The sequence below is a fragment of the Micromonospora sp. DT48 genome, from assembly GCF_049844495.1.
In the GTDB taxonomy this organism is placed as follows: domain Bacteria; phylum Actinomycetota; class Actinomycetes; order Mycobacteriales; family Micromonosporaceae; genus Micromonospora.
Genome location: NZ_JBNCLE010000012.1, coordinates 176,452 through 195,348, shown reverse-complemented (window position 1 = coordinate 195,348; position 18,897 = coordinate 176,452). Strand labels below are relative to the sequence as shown.

At 71.9% G+C, this 18,897-nt stretch carries 14 protein-coding genes; 1 reads left to right on the top strand and 13 read right to left on the bottom strand.

Annotated elements, in window-relative coordinates; translation table 11 throughout:
- Positions 1-64: 64 nt before the first annotated feature.
- The 5 genes from ACLQ2S_RS16900 to ACLQ2S_RS16880 form a co-directional block, all read right to left on the bottom strand.
- Positions 65-1,660, bottom strand: a complete 1,596-nt coding sequence (locus ACLQ2S_RS16900) for a lipopolysaccharide biosynthesis protein (RefSeq protein ID WP_155217973.1) — start codon at positions 1,658-1,660, stop codon at positions 65-67.
- Entirely contained in the window at positions 1,653-2,195 is a 543-nt protein-coding gene (locus ACLQ2S_RS16895) for an acyltransferase (RefSeq protein ID WP_155217971.1), read from the bottom strand. Before ACLQ2S_RS16895 ends, ACLQ2S_RS16900 begins: the two co-directional genes overlap by 8 nt.
- Before the next feature lie 96 nt (positions 2,196-2,291).
- Entirely contained in the window at positions 2,292-4,226 is a 1,935-nt protein-coding gene (locus ACLQ2S_RS16890; RefSeq protein WP_155218167.1) for a hypothetical protein, read from the bottom strand.
- A gap of 230 nt (positions 4,227-4,456) precedes the next feature.
- The gene (locus tag ACLQ2S_RS16885; RefSeq protein ID WP_309223236.1) at positions 4,457-6,160 is read right to left on the bottom strand and encodes a glycosyl hydrolase; all 1,704 of its coding nucleotides are present in this window, start codon (positions 6,158-6,160) and stop codon (positions 4,457-4,459) included.
- Positions 6,161-6,403: 243 nt separating this feature from the next.
- Positions 6,404-7,213, bottom strand: a complete 810-nt coding sequence (locus ACLQ2S_RS16880) for a shikimate dehydrogenase (RefSeq protein WP_375335336.1) — start codon at positions 7,211-7,213, stop codon at positions 6,404-6,406.
- Between the two features lie 100 nt (positions 7,214-7,313).
- Here ACLQ2S_RS16880 and ACLQ2S_RS16875 point away from each other — a divergent pair, with 100 nt between their 5' ends.
- On the top strand, positions 7,314-8,579 hold the full coding sequence (locus ACLQ2S_RS16875; protein ID WP_425702006.1) for an endo-1,4-beta-xylanase: 1,266 nt from the start codon (positions 7,314-7,316) through the stop codon (positions 8,577-8,579).
- Between the two features lie 31 nt (positions 8,580-8,610).
- Here the strand turns inward: ACLQ2S_RS16875 and mltG are convergent, their stop codons facing one another.
- From mltG to ACLQ2S_RS16835, 8 genes are all read right to left on the bottom strand, one after another.
- Entirely contained in the window at positions 8,611-9,807 is a 1,197-nt protein-coding gene (gene mltG, locus ACLQ2S_RS16870) for an endolytic transglycosylase MltG (protein WP_155217967.1), read from the bottom strand.
- Positions 9,804-10,265 (bottom strand): Holliday junction resolvase RuvX, encoded by a 462-nt coding sequence (gene ruvX / locus ACLQ2S_RS16865; protein WP_425702005.1) that lies wholly within the window; start codon positions 10,263-10,265, stop codon positions 9,804-9,806. Before ruvX ends, mltG begins: the two co-directional genes overlap by 4 nt.
- A gap of 73 nt (positions 10,266-10,338) precedes the next feature.
- Entirely contained in the window at positions 10,339-13,017 is a 2,679-nt protein-coding gene (gene alaS / locus ACLQ2S_RS16860) for an alanine--tRNA ligase (protein ID WP_155217966.1), read from the bottom strand.
- Positions 13,014-13,319, bottom strand: a complete 306-nt coding sequence (locus tag ACLQ2S_RS16855) for a hypothetical protein (RefSeq protein ID WP_155217964.1) — start codon at positions 13,317-13,319, stop codon at positions 13,014-13,016. The genes alaS and ACLQ2S_RS16855 overlap by 4 nt, the downstream gene beginning before the upstream one ends.
- Before the next feature lie 26 nt (positions 13,320-13,345).
- Complete coding sequence (locus ACLQ2S_RS16850; RefSeq protein WP_309223233.1) at positions 13,346-13,807, bottom strand: DUF948 domain-containing protein; 462 nt, start codon at positions 13,805-13,807, stop codon at positions 13,346-13,348.
- 139 nt (positions 13,808-13,946) lie between these two features.
- Complete coding sequence (locus tag ACLQ2S_RS16845) at positions 13,947-14,660, bottom strand: hypothetical protein (RefSeq protein ID WP_425702027.1); 714 nt, start codon at positions 14,658-14,660, stop codon at positions 13,947-13,949.
- A gap of 2,393 nt (positions 14,661-17,053) precedes the next feature.
- Positions 17,054-18,580 (bottom strand): replication-associated recombination protein A, encoded by a 1,527-nt coding sequence (locus ACLQ2S_RS16840; RefSeq protein WP_155217962.1) that lies wholly within the window; start codon positions 18,578-18,580, stop codon positions 17,054-17,056.
- A gap of 74 nt (positions 18,581-18,654) precedes the next feature.
- Entirely contained in the window at positions 18,655-18,864 is a 210-nt protein-coding gene (locus ACLQ2S_RS16835; RefSeq protein ID WP_155217960.1) for a hypothetical protein, read from the bottom strand.
- Between the last annotated feature and the right edge of the window lie 33 nt (positions 18,865-18,897).

Genomic DNA, 18,897 nt, shown 5'->3' with positions numbered 1-18,897 from the left:
CGGGCGCGACATCGGCCGGCCGGGCCGGCTCGGTGGTCGGCGGGGCGTGGGTGACCGGCACGCCTCAACTCCGCCCGCTGCGGCACAGCACGAATCCCAGCGGGTTGACCCCGGCCGCCCGCAGCCGCTCCGCGAGGCGGCGCAGGTCGGCCTGCCGGGTGCGGTCGCGTTCGACCACGACCACGGCGGTGCCCTGTCGGGCTATCGCCACACCCCGCTCGTCGGTCTCCGCCGGCGGCGCGTTGTACAGCACCAGGCTCTGGTCGGCGCCCTGCCGCCAGGTGCCGAACCGCACGGAGCCGGCGCCCACCACCACCTGCGCGTCGCCGGTCGGCCGGCCGTTGTCGGTACGGCCGACGGTCTTGGCGACACGGGGCAGGGTGAGCGTCGCCTCCGGATCGGTGGACGGGCGTGCCCCCACCGGATGTGGGGAGGGACGGCGGGTGACGACCTCGGTGGGGCCGTCGTCGATGTCGGTGGGGGCGGTACGGGGCTTGGGTACGGCGGGTTTGGTCGGGTCGAGGCTCGGCGGCAACCGGTCCCGGTCGGCGAGCACCGCGGCCCGCAGTCGGTCGACTCGGCCGCCGTCGTCGGCGACGAACACCTCCCGACCGACCACGGCGAGGGCGACCGCGAGACCGGCGGTGATCTCGGTGGCGTCCTCCCGCGCGGTGAGCACGGCGACCCGGGCGGGTTGGCGTACCCGCTCGGCGACGGCCATGGCGACGTAGCGGACGTCGGCGTCGACCGCCCGGCCGCGTAGCCCGACCCGGCGGACGGTGCCCAGCAGCGGCAGGCCGGTGCTGTCCCGGGCGTCGGCCGCGCTGCGGATGCGCCGGTCCACCGACTCCCACAGGAAGGCGAGCACCAGCCCGATCACGGTCCCCCCGAGCAGCCCACCGGCCAGCAGCAGCGGCGCGTTGCCGGCCGTGGTGGCCAGCGCCCGCTCGGCGCTGCGGGTGACCCAGCCCGGGTTCACGTCGACCGCGGCGATCTCCGTGCGGGCCGAGCTGAGCTGGGTGAGCTGGTTGTTGATCCCGCCGAGTTCGGCGACCGCGGCGTTGGCGGCGGAGGTGTCCCGGGCGTTGTTGATCCGGCGCTGCACGGCGTTGCGCTGTGCGACGACCTTCTCGATGCTCTCGTCGTAGGACCGCAGCATCTCCTCGCGCTGCTTCTCGTACATGGCACGGCGGACGTCCAGGTAGCTCTGCGCGGCCAGGTTGGCGCCCGTCACGGCCTGTTCGGCGTCCGGGGCCTGGTAGGTGAACCGCAGGATCTGGCCACCGGCGGGCACCTCGACCTCGAGGGCGTCGCGCACGGTGCGATGGTCGGAGTCGAAGCGCTCGGCCAGTTTGGCGACGACCTCGGTGCCGGTGGCGATGCCGCTCTCCACGTTCATGTTCACCGCCCGGTCGGCGGCGGCACCGCTGGGCGTGAAGGCGTCGGTGACCACCGGCCGCACCGCGACCACCGCGTTCGCCGTGACCGTGGCCGGTGCCAGCAGCAGGTAGCCGCCGGCGGCGAGCAGTCCGCCGAGGGCCACCGCCGCGACCAACCGGAGCCGGTGCAGCGGCACCCGCGCCATGTCGCCGATCGTGACGGTGCGGGGCGAGGAGGCGGCCACGGGACCGGTCCAGTGGCTGGGCGCGGGATCAGTCATGGAACTTCTTCGCTATCTGTTGTGGGTTGCCGATCACCACGACCCCGGGCGGCACGTCGGCGCGGACCACGGTCGCGGCACCCACGACGCTATCCCGACCGATCCGCACCCCCTTCATGACCAGCGCGTGCGCGCCGATCCAGACGTTGTCCTCGATGGTTATCGGAGCGCGGGTGGCCGGGGTGGGCGGATCGTGCCGGCGGTCGGGGGCAAGGTTGTGGAAGTCGTTGTCGAGCAGTTCGCAGTCCGACAACAGGCAGCGGTCGCCGATGGTCACCGACGTCCAGGTGCCGATCCAGGTCGCGTTGAGCAGGCAGTTCGCGCCGACGCGCACCTCACCCGGCCCGGCGAACCGGACCAGTTTGTTCAGTCGGGTGTGCTCACCGATGGTGACCCGTACGCCGCGACGCAGCCGGATCCGGCCCCGGATCTCCACTCCCGCGCCGAGTCGCAGACGCGGATAGCGCAGCCGGTACCAACCACGCTTGACCGCGAAGACGGTACGCACGACGAGTCCACGCCGGATGCCAGTCAACGAGCCTCCCCACCTTGCCTCGGGTCGGCGGCGGATGATGCCGCACGCCGACCCGAGGTGAACAAACTACCGAGGATTCGTTACGAACGGTGAACGCTAGGACACCGAAAAGAACATCGAGGCGGTCGACCAGGTCAGCTCCGGGGTCGCCTCCGCGATGAGCGTCGACTCGGTGCCGTTGACCGCCGCAGCGGGAGCCAGGGTCGGGTCGAACGGCACACTACGCAGCGAACCGTTGGTCGCCCCGTAGACGATCTTACCGTCAACCCAGGCCATGCCTCGCACCGCCGACCAGGTCACGCCGGTGGTCGGCAGGACGAACTCGGTGGCGCCCAGATAGTTGCCGTCGATCTCGAAGTAGCGGTAGTAGAGGTTGTTCGCGCCGCTGCGGGTGTAGTACAGCCGACCGTCCAGGAAGAACGCGCCGGTCAGCAGGGCCGGGTTGTACCAGTCGTTGTAGCCGGACGCCTCCCAGGGCCCACCGATGGTGGAGCCGTTGAACAGCGAGACGTCGATCCGACTGCCGGTCGGCGTGCCGGAGACCGCGTGGGACCAGTAGATCCGGTCATCCACCAGCCAGGTCGCGCCCGCGCCCGTGTAGTTCGGCTGGCTGACCACCGTGGCGTTCTCGGCGTCCAACTCGGTGCCGTCGAACGGCACCTTCGCCACCTCGCCGGGCCCGACGTTCAGGTGGAGGTATCCGCTGCTCCCGGTGGGCGGGTTCTTCGGGGTGATGGTGCGCCCACCACTGAGCGGGAACATGCCGAGCCGGCCGTGGTACTCGTTACCCATGCCGTCGGAGTTATGACCGAAGTAGAGACCGGCGCTGCCCCGCCAGAGCACCGGCACCGACGAGCCCCAGGAACTGGCGCCCGAGGGCAGGGCGTTGCCACCGCTGCGGCGCGGGTTCCAGTTCACCGGCATGCCGGTGGCCGGCGTGACCGCACCGATGCCCAGCCGGTCGATGGCGCCGTTGCCGGCCCGGTCACTGGCGTTCGGGTTGTTCAGCCAGCGGAAGTGCCCACCGAGGTAGATCACGTTGTCGGCCACCTCGACCGACGTGATCGTGTCGTTACCCGTGAAGTTGACCCAGGTGGCGACCTGGTTGGGCCCCCGGGCGTCGGTCTCGAAGCGGACCAGGGCGTCACAGTAGGCGCTCGGCCAGCCCGTACCGCCGTTGGTGCCGACCACGAACCAGGTCCCGTCGCCGCCGAAGCGTACGTCCTGCACGTAGTGCACGAAGGTCGTCGGGTTCGCGCACGGGGCCACGAACCGCTCCGAACTCCAGTCGATGACGCTCGGGGTGTCGGTGAGGTCGACCAGCGCGATCTGGTTGCGTGGCAGCTCGTTGACGTAGAGGAAGTTGCCGCCGACGACGAGGGTGTTGCCGTCCGGCGAGACGTCGATGGTCCAGACGTACATGCTGGTGCCGTGTCGGCCGACGCTGGTGTTGATGTTGAAGGTCGGGTCGATCTCGCCGGTGGTCGCGTCCATCCGGCCGAGCCCGGCGTGCGCGGTGCCGTTGAGCCAGTTGAAGGCTCCGGCAACGTAGAGCCAGTTGCCGTGCAGCACCAGGTCCCGCACGTTGCCACCGTCGGAGCGACCGACCCAACTGTCGACGATCATGCCGGTCGAGGGTTCGAGGGCCACCAGGTTGCGGCGGGACACACCGTTGACGTTCTTGAAGGCCCCGCCGACGATGAGTATTCCGCCGGGGCCGGCGATGAGCGCGTTGACCGCACCGTCGAGCACCGGCAGGAAGGTCGTGGAGATCGTCCCGGTGGTCCGGTCGTACGCGAAGAGGTAGCTACGGGAGGTCCAGGCCGAACTGGCCGTCTGCCGAATCTGCGTGAAAGTGCCGCCGACGAAGACCGTGTTCCCGATTTCGGCGAAGGCGCGAGCCTCGCCGTCGCGGGCGTGCGGGGTCTGGTCTACCGGGTTGGTCGAGACCAGGGTGGCCGGCTCGGGCGCCGGAACCACGGCTGCGGATGTCGCGGTGGGCACGGCCAGGACAGCCGCGACGGTCACCATCGCGACGGTCGCGGCCCGTGTTCGACGCCGACGAACCGTACGCCACGGCAAGGAGAATCTGGGCACGCTGCGCCTCCAGAGTGGACGAGAATGCACGTAGCGTGCCCGCTCCACGCTGGAGGGCGGCATCCGCCGATTGGGCGGTCGGTGGATCAGGAAACGGACAACCCGGCAGACAGTCAGATTATTGACAATCCAAGCGGTACGTCTCCGTGATCAGTTCACTTCACTCAGCGACTCCCCCCGGTCGGCTGCCGCAGGTAGCTGTCTCGTCCCGCCGCGGCGAATCCGGCGATCGACGCCGCGTCCTGGTTCATCAGCATGTTGCAGGTGTTCGTCGTCTTCGTCATGCCCGGCGAGTTGAAGTAGATCGCTGCCTTGATCTTCGGGTGGGCCTTCAGCGCCGCCGGGAACTCCTCGAACCACCGTCGCTTGGCGTTCGGGTCGGCGGAGTTCATGTTGGTGCCGAACTCGGCCAGCATCCGGGGCTTGCCCGCACCGATGCCGTTGTCGTCCAGCCAGCGGTAGAAGGAACCGATGGTGTTGCTGGGGCTCTTCCACACGGTGCTGCCGTTGCAGACGTGGAAGTTGTACGGATCCCAGGCGACCCAGTCGACGTAACTGTCACCGGGGTAGAGGCCGGCGTACCTGTCGTAGTGGCCGGACCAGCCCATCATCGTCCACACCCAGACCGCGTTGTCGGCCTTGGCGTTGGCGAACCGGTCGTGCACGTACCGCCAGGCCCGGACGAAGTCCGCGTCGCTACCCTTCGCCGGCTCGTCCTCCGGCTCGTGGTCGAAGCCGATGAAGACCGGCTTGCCGATCGCCCGGATCCGTCCGGCGACCGCGTCGATGGTCGCGTCGTACCGTCCGCTGTAGACGTCCTTCCAGGTCAACACGGTGCCCGAGGAGAAGATCCGACTCTCCCAGGCGAAGAACATCAGCCTGCCCTCCCGCATCTGCTGCTGCTGGAAGGCGTCCGGGAAGGCACCGTTGCTGCCGGTGTTCGAGAAGTCGTGGTAGCGGTGGACGATGTCGAACGTCCGGCCCACCTGCTTCTCCACATCGGTGATCGACTTGCCGTGGTCCCACCCGGTGGCGGCGCTGGACGGCGAGTACATCCCCCACCAGGCGCCGCAGGCGGGGACCAGCTTCGCCGAGACCGTGCCGCACTTGTCCGAGGCCGGCGGTGGCGTCGAGGTGGGGCTGGGTCGGGCGGGCGTCGGGCTCGCGCTCGGCGAGGCGGACGGCGAGGCCGGCGGGCGGCTCGGCGAGGCCGACGGCGTCGGTGAGACGCTAGGTGGGGCGGACGGCGGCCGGGCACCCACGCCGTAGCTCAGCGCCAGCCGCGGACGCAGGTCGGCGTTGCGGTTCTCGGCGGAGGCCCAGTAGATCCGGGTGTCGAGCCCGGCCTGCGCCAGCGACAGCGTCCAGATTCCGTTGCCGGTGACCAGACCCGAGACGTCCCACTCGTTGAATCCCTTGGTGACGCCGGTGACCGTGTCCAGCGCCGCGCCCAGCGGCGAGGGCGCCGGACGGGCCGCCCGGGCGTCCAGCCGGGACTCGTGCGCGCTCACCGTCGCGTCGAACTTCTCCCAGGCGTGCACCCGCAACGTGGCCCGGACGTTCACCGCGTTCGCCGGCAGCGTGGTGACCAGGAAGGTGAGCACCGCCTCCCGCGCGCCACGTGGGTTGCCGTCGCAGGGCGCGGGGCAGGTCGCCAGGGTCGTCTTGACGCTGTTGTCGCCGTCCTGCGGCACCATCGTGGCGGTGGTGTCGGCCACCACCGGAATCGACAGGTCGTCATCGGCGAGCAGCGGCACCATGGTCGCACCGAGCCCCAGCACCACAGTGGTGCCGATGGCGCCGAGCACCACGGCCTTCCGCCGGGGGCCACGATGCGGGATCATGCGGTGCAGTCCGCGACTGGTCACGGATACTCCTCGTGTCTACGGCAACAACGCTGAGCAGCGTATCTGTGTACACAACGGAGTGTGCGTCCGACGGCCGGACCTAAGCGGGTCTTAAAAGTCACCTAAGCACCACCCAACTCACGCGCCCCACTCCGCTCGGCACCGAACGGGACCGATCATGGCGCGGATCCACCCGGTCGGCGGCGACATCGCCACCGGCGCGAAGCACGCCGACGGGGCAGCGCGCGATGCGGGCGGGAGCGGTCAGGAGCGGGCGGCGGCGAGCGCGGCGGCCATCGCGGAGCGGGGTGCGGGAACTCCGGTGAACTGCTCGAACTGGCCGATCGCCTGGGCGAGCAGCAGGTCCAGGCCGGAGACGATGCGACAACCGGCGGCCTCGGCGGAGGCGGCCAGCGGGGTCGGCCACGGGTCGTAGATGGCGTCGAAGACCACCGTGCCCGCCCGCCAGGGCACGCTGTCGGCCAGCTCGTCGACGGCACCCTTCGGCACCGTGGAGATCAGCACGTCGGTGTCGGCCAGCGGCGACGGCTCCGACCCGGGCACCGGCCACGGCGCGGCGACCATCGGCACCCCCAGCACCGCCGCGACCGGTGCCAGCTCGGCGATCGCCGCCGGGCGACGGGCGACGACCCGGACCTCGGCCGCGCGCAGCCGGGCCGCCGCCGCCAGCGCCGCCCGCGCGGTTCCGCCCGCGCCGAGCACGGTGACGGTGGCACCGGCGCGTACGCCCGCCTCGGTCAGCACCTCGACCATGCCGGTGACGTCGGTGTTGTCGGCGAACCAGGAGCCGTCGGCGCGGCGTACCAACGTGTTGGCCGCACCCACGGCGGCGGCGACCGGCGAGACCTCGGCGGCCACCGCGAGCGCCGCCTCCTTGCCCGGCATGGTCACCGACAGCCCGGCCCACTCCGGCCCCAGGCGGGCGACCAGGGCCGGTAGCTCCGCCGCCGCACACTCGATCCGGGTGTACGACCACCCGTCGAGCCCGGCGGCGGCGTACCCCGCGTTGTGGATCACCGGGGAGAGCGAGTGCGCGATCGGCTTACCCAGCACCGCCGCCCTGCGTACCGATGCCTCGGGTGCTGCCGCCTCGCGCACCGACTCCGCCACCTTCGCTCCTCACCGACGATCATCTGTCGCCTAACATCCAACAATGTCAGACAGCAGCCTGCGACACCGCAAGGGCGAGATCACCCTCACCGTCCGAGGACCGGACCGGCAGCCACTCGCCGACCAGGTCGTGACGGTCACCCAGACCCGACACGCCTTCGCCTTCGGCAACATCGGTTTCGACTTCGTAGACCTGGTCGGCGGCGCGGGTCCGGCCGACACCACCGACGTCGAGAGCTTCGGCGGCACCGACCGCCTGGACCTGGACCGGCTCGGCGAGCTGTGGCTGGACGTGTTCAACACCGCGACCCTGCCGTTCTACTGGGGCCGCTACGAGCCGCGCCGGGGCGCACCCGACACCGACCGACTCACCGCCACGGCACGGTGGCTGGCCGAGCGGGGCGTCACCGTCAAGGGCCACCCGCTGGTCTGGCACACCGTCCAGCCGTCCTGGCTGCTGGGCCTGGACCTCGACGAGGTCGAGCGGTTGCTGCGGGCCCGGGTCCGCGACCTGGCCGGCGGGTTCGCCGGGCTGATCGACACCTGGGACGCCATCAACGAGGCGGTCATCATGCCCGTCTTCGACAACGGCGACAACGCGATCACCCCGCTGGCGCGGGCCCGGGGCCGCATCCACATGGTGCGGCTGGCGTTCGAGGAGGCCCGCGCGGCCAACCCGGCGGCCACCCTGGTGCTCAACGACTTCGACCTCAGCTCGGCCTACGAATGTCTCATCGAGGGGGTCCTCGAAGCCGGGGTACGCATCGACGCGATCGGCTTGCAGACCCACATGCACCAGGGCTACCGGGGCGAGGAGTACATGCAACGGACGCTCGACCGGTTCGCCCGGTACGGGCTGCCGCTGCACCTGACCGAGACGACGCTGGTCTCCGGCCACCTCATGCCGCCCGAGATCGAGGACCTCAACGACTACCAGATCCCGCACTGGCCCAGCACCCCCGAGGGTGAGGCCCGCCAGGCCGAGGAGATCGAGCGGCACTACCGGTCGCTGGTGGCCCACCCGTCGGTCCAGGCGATCAACTACTGGGGGATCACCGACCACGGCGCCTGGCTCGGCGCACCCGCCGGACTGGTCCGCGCCGACGGCAGCCCGAAGCCCGCGTACGAGGCCCTGAAAGCCCTCGTCAAGGGCGAGTGGTGGCTGTCGCCGACGGAGCTGCCCACCGACGCGGACGGCACCGTCACCGTCGAAGGTTTCCTCGGCGACTACACCGTGAGCGTTGGTGACCGCACCGCGCGCTTCACCATCGACGCCCCCGCCACCACCGCGACGGTCGACCTGACCTGACCCGGCCCGGGCCCGGGGGTGCCGTAACCGGTCAGATGATGCCGGCCTCCCGGGCCTTGGCCTCGTTCTTCCGGTGTTCCGCGTAGGTCTCGGCGAAGGCGGAGTTGCCTTCCTTGTCGATGGCCACGAAGAAGAGCCAGTCGCCCTTGGGCGGGTCCATCGCACCTTCGAGGGCATCCTTGCCGGGGTTGTTGATCGGCGTGGGGATCATGCCGCGCAGCTTGCGGTTGTACGGGTTCTTCGGGTTGTCCAGATCGCTGACGGTCATCTCGGCCGACGTCTTGGTCTTCTGCCCGGTCAACTCCAGGTAGTAGTTGACTGTGACGTCCATCTCCAGGCAGCCGCAGTCGAAGGTGCCGGAGTAGGCCCGGTTGTAGGCGACCCGGGCGACCTTGCCGAGATCCTTCTTGGTACCGGCCTCGGCCTGGGCCAGCGACGCCACGATCAGCGCCTCGTACGGGCTGATCCCGCCGCGTTCCTTCTGCACCCGGTCGGCGAACTCCATCTCACCGGTGACGGTGAGGAAGTGGTCGACCATCTGCCCGAGGATGTCCTTGGCGGTGGCGTCCGGCGGGATCTCGTAGGTGTCCGGGAAGAGGAAGCCCTCGATCGACTTCTTGGGCTTCTTGCCGTCCTCCCGCTTGAACCACCAGTCCGGTACGCCGAGCTTCGCCGGGTCCTTCGCGGCGGCCTCGAACTCCTTGACCGGGATCTTGGTGTGCTCGCTGAGCAGCTTGAAGATGCTCTTCGCGGTGCGCCCCTCGGGGATGGTGACCCCGTTGACGATCCGGTTCTTCGGGTCCAGCATCGCGGCCACGGCCAGTTCGCCGCTCATCTGCTTGCGCAGCTTGTAGGTGCCGGGCTGGATGTTGCGGCTGCGGGAGTTGTCGTTGGCTGCCTCGATGAACGCCTTGGTGCTCTTGATCACGCCAGCGTCGTAGAGCGCCACCGCCATGTCGGCGAGGAACGCGCCCTGCGGGATCTGGACGGTCACGTCCTCGGTGCCCGCGCCGTCGTAGTCCGGGGTGACGAAATAGCTCTGGATCCGGTCGAAGCCGTAGAAGGCTCCCCCGCCGATACCGCCGAGCAGCACCACGGCCAGCAGCAGGGCCAGGACGGTCTTACCCCGTCCACCACCGGATCGGCCACCCTTGCGACGCCCCCGGCGGTGTTTGCCCTTCTCCCCCCGTTCCGGCTCGTCGAACCCGAGATCCAGATCGTCCATCATCGCGTCCGCCTCCGCTGCGCATCCAGCCAGCTCTGCAGAATCTCCACGGCGGCGGCCTGGTCGACCACCGCCCGTTGTCTCTTCCCTCGGACACCACGCTCGGCAAGCCTACGACTCGCCACGACCGTGGACATCCTCTCGTCGGTGAGCGTCACCGGCACCGGACTTATCACATCGGCCAGTTGTCGAGCGTACGCCTTCACCTGCTCCGCCGCCGGGCCATGTTTTCCGGCGAGGTTGACCGGAAGACCCACCACCACCTCCACCGCCTCGTGTTCGGCGACCAGCGCGGCGAGTTCGGCGACATCCGAGGGTACCGCCTCTGACCTGGGATTCTGCTCCCGCGCGAGGGTGACCAGCGGGGTGGCCAGGACCCCGTGCGGATCGGACCGGGAGACCCCGATCCGGACCTGTCCGACGTCCACTCCGAGGCGTACCCCCCGGGGCGAGTCGTTCACGCCGTGTCACCTCCCCGGACATACGCGTCAGGGCGGACCGCTACGGTCCGCCCTGATCCATCGCGCTGACGCCTCACGCGTCGGCGAGCGCCTTCTCGACCGTGAGCAGCAGGCGCGGCACCTCCGACTCGGGTAGGCCACCGCCCTGCGCCAACTCCGGGCTGCCCCCGCCCCGGCCGGAGAACGCCGCCTTGACCAGGTCGTTCGCGGCGACACCCCGACTGCGGGCGGCCGAATTCACCGCCACCACCAGCGACGCCTTGCCGTTGGCCCGGGCGGCCACCGCGACCACACCCGGCCGCGACGCGTCGATCCGGCCCCGGATCTCCTGGGCGAGGGTGCGGACGTCGTTACCGGCCGCCCCCTCGGGCGCCTCGGTGCCCACGTAGGCGATCCCGCCGACGTCCTTGGCCTGGGCGGCGAGCGCCGCCGCGCCCCCGAGGACCAGCTGCGCACGCAGCTTCTCCAACTCCTTCTCCGCGTCGCGCAACTGGGTGACGGTCTGCTCGACCCGATCGGCGACCTGCTCGGAGGGGACCCGGTACAACTCGGCGAGGCGGGCCACCAGCAGGTGTTCGCGGGCCAGGAAGTTGAACGCGTCCATGCCGACGAGCGCCTCGACCCGGCGTACCCCGGACCCGATGGACGACTCGGAGAGGATCTTGACCAGGCCGAGCTGGCCGGAGCGGGCCACGTGGGTGCCGCCGCACAGTTCGCGGGCGTAGTCACCGACCTCGACCACCCGGACCTGCTCGCCGTACTTCTCACCGAACAGCGCCATGGCGCCGATGCGCCGCGCCTCCTCCAGCGAGGTGACGAAGGCGTGCACCTCCAGGTCGGCCAGGAGCACCTCGTTGACCTGCTGCTCCACGTCCCGCAACACGCTCGGGGCGACACCGGTGGCGGTGTTGAAGTCGAACCGGAGCCGGCCCGGGGCGTTCAGCGAACCGGCCTGCGTGGCGGACTCGCCGAGGAAGTTGCGCATCGTCTGGTGCACCAGGTGGGTCGCGGTGTGCGACCGGGAGATGGCCCGCCGCCGACTGGTGTCGATCTCGGCGTAGCCGGTCTCCCCCGCCCGCACCTCGCCCCGCAGCACCCGGGCCCGGTGCACGATCAGGCCCGGCACCGGCTGCTGCACGTCGAGGACCTCGACCTGGCCGCCACCGACGGTGATCATGCCGAGGTCGGGCTGCTGCCCACCGCCCTCCGCGTAGAACGGGGTGGTGTCGAGCACCAGTTCGATCGTGTCGCCCTCGACCGCCGCCGCCCGGGGGCCGTCGGTGCCGAGCACCGCCCGCACCGTCGACTCGCGGGCCACCTCCGTGTAGCCGGTGAAGGTCACCGGCCCCCCGGCGTCGAGCACCGACCGGTACGCCGACAGGTCGGTGTGCCCGGTCTTGCGCGCCTGCGCGTCGGCCTTGGCCCGGGCCCGCTGGTCGGCCATCAGCCGACGGAAACCCTCCTGGTCGACCTTCAACCCCTGCTCGGCGGCGATCTCCAACGTCAGGTCGATCGGGAAACCGTACGTGTCGTGCAGCTGGAACGCCTTGTCACCGGAGAGCGCCGGCTTGCCCGCCGACTTCGTCTCGGTGATCGCGGTGTCCAGGATCGTGGTGCCGGCGCGCAGGGTCGCCAGGAAGGCGTCCTCCTCGGCGTACGCGTACGCCGAGATGCGGTCGAAGTCCTCCGCCAGCTCCGGATACGACGGGGCCATGCAGTCCCGGGCCACCGGCAGCAGCTCGGGCAGCGCCCGCTCCTGCCAGCCGAGCAGCCGCACCGCCCGGATCGCCCGGCGCATGATCCGCCGCAGCACGTAGCCCCGGCCCTCGTTGGACGGGGTCACCCCGTCACCGATGAGCATCAGCGCGGTACGCACGTGGTCGGCGACCACCCGCAGCCGCACGTCGTCGGGGTGCGACTGGTTGGCGGCCTGACCCGACTGCGCGCCGTAGCGCTTACCGGTCAACTCCGCCGCCCGGTCCAGGATCGGCCGAACCTCGTCGATCTCGTAGAGGTTGTCGACGCCCTGCAGGATCGACGCCATCCGCTCCAGGCCCATGCCGGTGTCGATGTTCTTCGCCGGCAGCTCACCCAGGATCGGGAAGTTCTCCTTGTCGGTGCCCGGACCCCGCTCGTACTGCATGAAGACGAGGTTCCAGAACTCCAGGTAGCGGTCCTCGTCGACCTCCGGGCCGCCCTCGGGGCCGTACTCGGGGCCCCGGTCGTAGTACAGCTCGGAGCAGGGGCCGCACGGGCCGGGAATGCCCATCGACCAGAAGTTGTCCTTCTTGCCCCGGCGCACGATGCGCTCCTCGGGCACACCGGTACGACGCCAGATCTCGTACGCCTCGTCGTCGTCCAGGTAGACCGTCGCCCAGATCCGCTCCGGGTCCAGCCCGAAGCCGCCGGCCCCGACCGACTTGGTGGCCAGGTCCCAGGCGAGCGGGATCGCCCCGTCCTTGAAGTAGTCACCGAACGAGAAGTTGCCGTTCATCTGGAAGAACGTGCCGTGCCGGCTGGTCTTGCCGACCTCGTCGATGTCCGGCGTACGGATGCACTTCTGCACACTCACCGCGCGCCGGTAGGAGGGCGTCTGCTGGCCCAGGAAGTAGGGGACGAACTGCACCATGCCGGCGTTGACGAACAGCAGGTTCGGATCGCTGATGGCGGGCAGCGGAGCGGACGGCACCACGGTGTGCCCGTTCGCCTCGAAATGGGCGAGATACCGCCGCCTGATCTCCGCCGTCTTCATCGCTGGTGGTCCTCCGGGAAAATCTCTCGGTCGCCGATCCGCGGATCCTCCCGCAGCTCGGCGAACTGGTCGTCGAACGCCTCGCCATGGGCGAACGCCTCGTGGATCTCGTGCTCCCGCTCGGCCATCCCGGCGCGTACGTCCGCCACGAAGCTACGCAGTTCCTCGACCAGCCCGCCAGCGGATTGTGACAGGTTGTCGGCGATGCCGGCCGGGGTGTACGCGTGCGCGGCACGCGTCGCCTTGCGCACCACCACCACACCGACCGCCAGGCCGATACCCAGCCAGAAAAGGCGCCTCATGCTCGTACCTCCCGGTGCCGTCGGGTTCAGCGGTTGCCGCGCCGGGCGGCGCGCCGCTGAGCCTTGATGGTGTCCCGCACCTCGCGCTCGGTCTCGGCGTGCCGGCGACTGGCCGCGGCCTTGCGCACGCCGTACCCGAACGCGGCGACCTTGACCAGCGGGTTGGCCGCTGCCGCGGAGACCACGGTGACCAGGTTGGCGACGTTGGCGCTGATGTTCTGCGCGTGGCTGGTCATGGTGTCGACCTTGGCCAACTGGAGGTTCACACCGTCGAGGGAGGTCTGCACCTGCTCCAGCGTCACGTTGACGTTGCGTACCGTGGTGTTGACGTCGCCGAGCAGCGGACCCGTCCGGTCGTTGACGTCGTTGATCATGCGGGTGGCGGCGTCCACGGTATGCCGCAACCGCAGGATGGGCAGCGTCAGGATCAGCACCAGCATCGCGAACGCGATCGCCGCGATCAGTGCCGCGACCTCCAAAAAGCCCACGCCAGTCCTCCTCGAAGAGTGCTTCCGGGGCGCAGGGGCCCCCAACCGCACGACCGTCTCACCCACGCCAACGTCGAGTTCCCGGCCGACCGCCGGTCACCACCAGCACCTGACCCTACCGTCCGTGATGACGATCGGCTCAGGACGGTGGCGACGAGGTCAGATCGCCCAGCGGGTCCTCGGTCAGTGTCGGGAAGGGATCCTCACCGGTCAGCGACGGGTCGGTGCTCGGCTGGGGTCGCGTCCGCTCGTCGTCGATGGCGTTGCGCACCTTCACCGACACCAACGATCCGGGGCATTCCTCGGCCGCCGTGGACGGGTCGGGGACCGGCACCACGGCGGGTTCACCGTCGACCGGCGGTGGCACGCAGGTCCGTTCGCGTACCCACAGGTCGAGGGTGAGTTCGTCGCGCCGCCAGCAGGTGTAGCTGCCCTTCTCCTCCTGCTCCGGGCAGTAGTTGGGCGTCCACCGCTGCCAACCGTCACCGGTCAACGCCGCCTCGTACGCCTGGGCGGTCTCGTCCGGCGGGCGGTCCGAGGTGGCGGTGCGTTCCCGCAGTCGGCAGTCGAGCAGGCACCACTGGCTGCCGCTGACGTCGTCGACCGGTTCGACCGACGCCCAGGACGGCACGTCCAGTTTGTCCAGCGAGGCGAAGACCGGGTCCCGGTTCATGGTCTGCACACCGAAGAACGCTGGGAGCACGCCGAGCAGGAGCACACTGGCCAGCACCAGCACGGCGGTACGCGCCCGCGTGTTGCCCGCCGTCGGCCGACGCGCCTCGCCGTCACCGACCTGGTCGCTCTCGGACCGGTCGACGTCGGGGTGGTCCGCGGCGTCGGCGCGGTGAACCATCGGCTCCGCCCCGGGTCGAGGCGCGGCCGGGTCGACCGGCGCCACGGCAGCCGCGGCGCGAGCCACCGCCGGGGCCTCGCCGACCCGCGTCGGGGGCATCGGCGACGCACCGGAGGGTTCGGGGCCCGCCGGGTTCCGATGCGGCGGGGTCGCCCGGCCGGTCCCCCGGTCCTCCGGTCGCACCGGGGCGCCCGCCCGAGCCGTGACCGGCGAACCGACTGGTCCGGTGCCGACGGCTCGACCGGGGTCGACGCCGTCGGGTGCCCCGGCGTCGGGCCGGGCCGCGCCCCGGGCCGGTCCCGGCGGCGGCCCGCCCGGACGGGTGCGAATCCCGTCGGGACGCACCGCGGCACGCGGCGGCCCGGCAGGCGACCCATCGGTTCGCGCCGCACCACGCGGCGCACCGGCAGGCGGACCGTCGGGGCGCACCGCACCACGTGGCGGGCCACCGGCTGGGCCGTCGGGTCGAACGACCGGGCCCGCGCCGCCGATCCGTGGCGGCGCACCGGCCCGCCCACCCGGCTCGGATCCGTCGCCCCCGGGAACGGGGCCGCCCCCGGAAGGGGGACGACCACGTCCGGGTCCGTCGGCCCCGGAAACAGGGCCACCCGGAGCAGGACGACCACGGCCGGTCGGTGATCCGTCGGGCCCGGGAACGGGACCGCTCACGGGAGCAGGACGGCCACGGCCGGTGAGTGGTCCGTCGGCGCGGCGGTCGGGGGCGGCACGTTCCGGTCCCGGCTCGACACCGCGTCCGTCGGTCGGCGCACCGCCCGCCACGGGACGGCGGGGCGGTCCCCCGGCGTCCACGCCCCGACGGTCGCCGACGGTCGGCGTACCCCCGGTGGGGGTGCCGACCACCCGACCGGGTGGCACCGGTCGCTTGCTGATCGTGGGCAACGCCGGGTCTGTGTGGTGTGCTCGCCCGGCCTGCCGGAGCCAGTCCGACGGCCGCTCCGGCCGTCCGGCCCGGCCCTCACCCGGTCGACCGGCGGCAGGCGTCTCGCTGCCGGCGCCCGCCACCGCGTGCCGTCCGGACGGCTCCTCGTCCGGGCGTCGACCTGGCGCGTCGGCGGCATCGGCCGCGCGGCGTCCCCGCGGCGGCTCGACCGGCCCGTCCACCGGCCGACGGTCGAACGGCGGCTGCGGCGCGGTTACCGCCCGACGGCTCGCCGCCGCGTCCACACCGGAGGGCGTGGGCGCGCCCCGGCGGTCCCGGTCCACCGCCGTCGGTACGCCGGGTTCACTGCGCCCGGTGGGTGCGGTACGAGCGGGCCCGGTCGGCGGCTGGCCGGCGGGCACGCCGGGAATCGGTGGCGCGTTGCCGGACAGCGGCACCACGGGCCGCTCCGGCTCGGCGGCCCGCCGACGACCGCCCCGTGGCCCCCCCGCCGGGGGCCCGGCCGGTCGACCGGCGGCAGGCGTCATGCCTGGGGTCACCGAACCGGGAGGTACGGCTGGTCCGGAGTGCTCGGGAGCCCGCGGACCGACCGGATCCGCAGCGACGCGTCGGGCCCCTCGCGGAGGCGTCGGATCGGGGACACCGGGTGCGGGCGGCCCCGCCGGGGCATCGGCCACACGTGGTCGGCCCGGCCCGGCGAACCGTCCGGTCCGACCATCGGCAACACCAGGGTCGGCGTGGTTCGGCGCAAGCCCACCGGTGACCGGCTCCGATGCGTGGGTGGGTTCGGCTCCCGGGAGGCGACGAGGACCGGCGGGCGCGGCGTTCGGCCGGGCACCGGGCAGCCGACGCCCGGGCGGCCCCGACACGGGACCGGCGGGCGGGCCCGACACCGGCGGGCGACCCGGACCGACCGGTGCGCCCGACACCGGGTTGGCCTCCGGAACCGGTCCGGGACCACCCGGCACCGGATCACCGGGCTGCGGTCGCCGGGCAGCCGGTCCGGCGACACCGGGCTGCGGTGCCCAACCGGGCGGCGGGGTGTTCGGTGCGCCGGGCTCGTGTCGGCCGGTGGTCGCCGGTGGGGCGGCGAACGGTGGCGGCGACGGCCGGTCCCCGCCGGCAGGCGGTCGGGCAGCCGGGGCGCCCGGCCAGGGACCGTCGACCGGACGTGCCCGTGGCGGCTCGGCCGGCCCGCGACCGGGTACGGCCACCGACCCCTCCGGGCCGGGTTGGTGGACTCCGCCGGGCCGCACCGGTGGCTCCTGGCCGGGGCGTGCCGGGGCGCTCCGTGCTCCGGCGGGCGGCTCGACCGCAATGCCGTCGGGGCCCAACTCGCCGCGCTGCCGCTTGGCTGAACGCAGGTCGTCGATCCAGCCGAAATCCTCGCCGCCGGTCGGCTCCTCCGGGGCGGGCTCGGCCTTGCCCCGACCCCAGCGCCGACTCTTGCCGCGTCGCGCGTCCGGCCCCTCGTCCGGTCGGTCCGACGATTTCACTGTTGACCCCTCCCGTCGGCGCTCGCGCCGACCTCTTCGGCCACCTGGGCGTCCGTGACCGTACGGCGATCGCCGTCGTCCCCCCCGGACGACCTCGATGTCTGCGGCCGCCCGCCCGGTGCCGGCTCGTCCGGACGGGCAGGGGTGGGCAGCCCTCGGACGATCCGGCGCAGCAACGGCAGCCGGCCGGCCACCGATCGTTCCGCGCCGTGCTGACTCGGCCGGTAGTAGTCGGTGCCGACCAGGTCGTCGGGCACGTACTGCTGGGTGACCACGCCCCGCTGGTCGTCGTGCGGGTAGCGGTAACCGATGCCGTGCCCCAGACCCCGGGCACCGGAGTAGTGGGCGTCGCGCAGCCCCCGGGGCACCGGCCCGCCCCGACCGGCCCGCACGTCGGCGATCGCCGCCCCGATGGCGGTGGTCGCCGAGTTGGACTTGGGCGCGGTGGCCAGGTGGATCACGGCCTGGGCGAGATTGAGCTGCGCCTCGGGCAGGCCGACGTACTCCACCGCGTGCGCCGCCGCCGTCGCCACACCGAGCGCACCCGGATCGGCCATGCCGACGTCCTCGCTGGCGAAGATGACCAACCGCCGGGCGATGAACCGGGCGTCCTCCCCGGCGACCAGCATCCGGGCCAGCCAGTGCAGCGCGGCGTCCACGTCGGAACCGCGCATGCTCTTGATGAAGGCGCTGGTGACGTCGTAGTGGGCGTCCCCGGCCCGGTCGTAGCGGACGGCCGCGGTGTCCACCGCGCGTTCGGCGGTGGCCAGGTCGATCAGATCCCGGCCCAGCGCAGTCGTCGAGGCGGCTGCCGCCTCCAGCGCCGTCAGCGCCTTGCGGACGTCCCCACCGGCCAGCCGGACCAGATGCTCCTCCGCCTCCGGCGCGAGGGTGAGCGCCCCGGCCAACCCCCGCTCGTCGACCAGCGCCCGGCGCAGCAGCCCGCGCACCGCATCGTCGTCGAGGGGGCGCAGCGTGAGCAGCACACAGCGGGAGAGCAGCGGGGAGATGACCGAGAAGTACGGATTCTCGGTGGTGGCCGCCAGCAGCGTGACCGTCCGGTCCTCCACGGCGGCCAGCAGCGAGTCCTGCTGGGTCTTGCTGAACCTGTGCACCTCGTCGATGAAGAGCACCGTCGGCGGGCCACCCGAGCGCCGCTGCCGTCGGGCCGTGTCGATCACCGCGCGGACGTCCTTGACCCCGGCGGTCAGCGCCGACATGGCCACGAACCGTCGGTCCGTGGCGGCGGCGACCAGGTGGGCGATGGTGGTCTTGCCGCTGCCCGGCGGCCCCCAGAGGATGACCGACATCGGTGCGCTGCCGGCCACCAGTTGCCGCAGCGGCGCACCCGGGCTGAGCAGGTGTTCCTGACCGACCAACTCGTCCAGATCGGCCGGGCGCATGCGGACCGGCAGCGGCGCGTCCGGACCCGCCGGGGTGAAGCCGCCGACACCGCTGGAACCCGCCTGCGCACCGGGTGCTGCGGCGGGTTCACCGAGGGTGAACAGGGCGTCGGTCTCCATCACGAGAACAGTACCGGGCTCGGTCGGCAACGCCGGAATCGCGCCGCCGACCGAGCCCGGATGGTCGTTTCCGGTCAGCCTCGGCCCGGCCGACGGCCCCGGTACCAGCGACCGCCCCCGCCGCCCGGGCCACGGCCGACGCCGGCCAGGTAGAGGGAGAGCAGCAGCAGGCCGATCAGCACCAGGGTGTTCCAGTTGAACAGGTCCGGGGCGCCGAGTTTGGTGTCCAGCAGGTCGAGCAACAGGGCGAAGCCGAAGACGATGGCTGCGGCGATGGCGAGCATGACGTTCCTCCGGTGGGGGTTCCAGTAGGTCGC

Bases quoted from the DNA above. Each gene is read 5' to 3' on its own strand.
- alaS (WP_155217966.1), bottom strand. From the start codon at position 13,017: ATGAAGACGGCGGAGATCAGGCGGCGGTATCTCGCCCATTTCGAGGCG.
- ACLQ2S_RS16835 (WP_155217960.1), bottom strand. From the start codon at position 18,864: ATGCTCGCCATCGCCGCAGCCATCGTCTTCGGCTTCGCCCTGTTGCTC.
- ACLQ2S_RS16840 (WP_155217962.1), bottom strand. From the start codon at position 18,580: ATGGAGACCGACGCCCTGTTCACCCTCGGTGAACCCGCCGCAGCACCC.
- ACLQ2S_RS16890 (WP_155218167.1), bottom strand. From the start codon at position 4,226: ATGGTGACCGTCGCGGCTGTCCTGGCCGTGCCCACCGCGACATCCGCA.
- ACLQ2S_RS16845 (WP_425702027.1), bottom strand. From the start codon at position 14,660: ATGGTTCACCGCGCCGACGCCGCGGACCACCCCGACGTCGACCGGTCC.
- ACLQ2S_RS16900 (WP_155217973.1), bottom strand. From the start codon at position 1,660: ATGACTGATCCCGCGCCCAGCCACTGGACCGGTCCCGTGGCCGCCTCC.
- ACLQ2S_RS16875 (WP_425702006.1), top strand. From the start codon at position 7,314: ATGTCAGACAGCAGCCTGCGACACCGCAAGGGCGAGATCACCCTCACC.
- ACLQ2S_RS16855 (WP_155217964.1), bottom strand. From the start codon at position 13,319: ATGAGGCGCCTTTTCTGGCTGGGTATCGGCCTGGCGGTCGGTGTGGTG.
- mltG (WP_155217967.1), bottom strand. From the start codon at position 9,807: ATGATGGACGATCTGGATCTCGGGTTCGACGAGCCGGAACGGGGGGAG.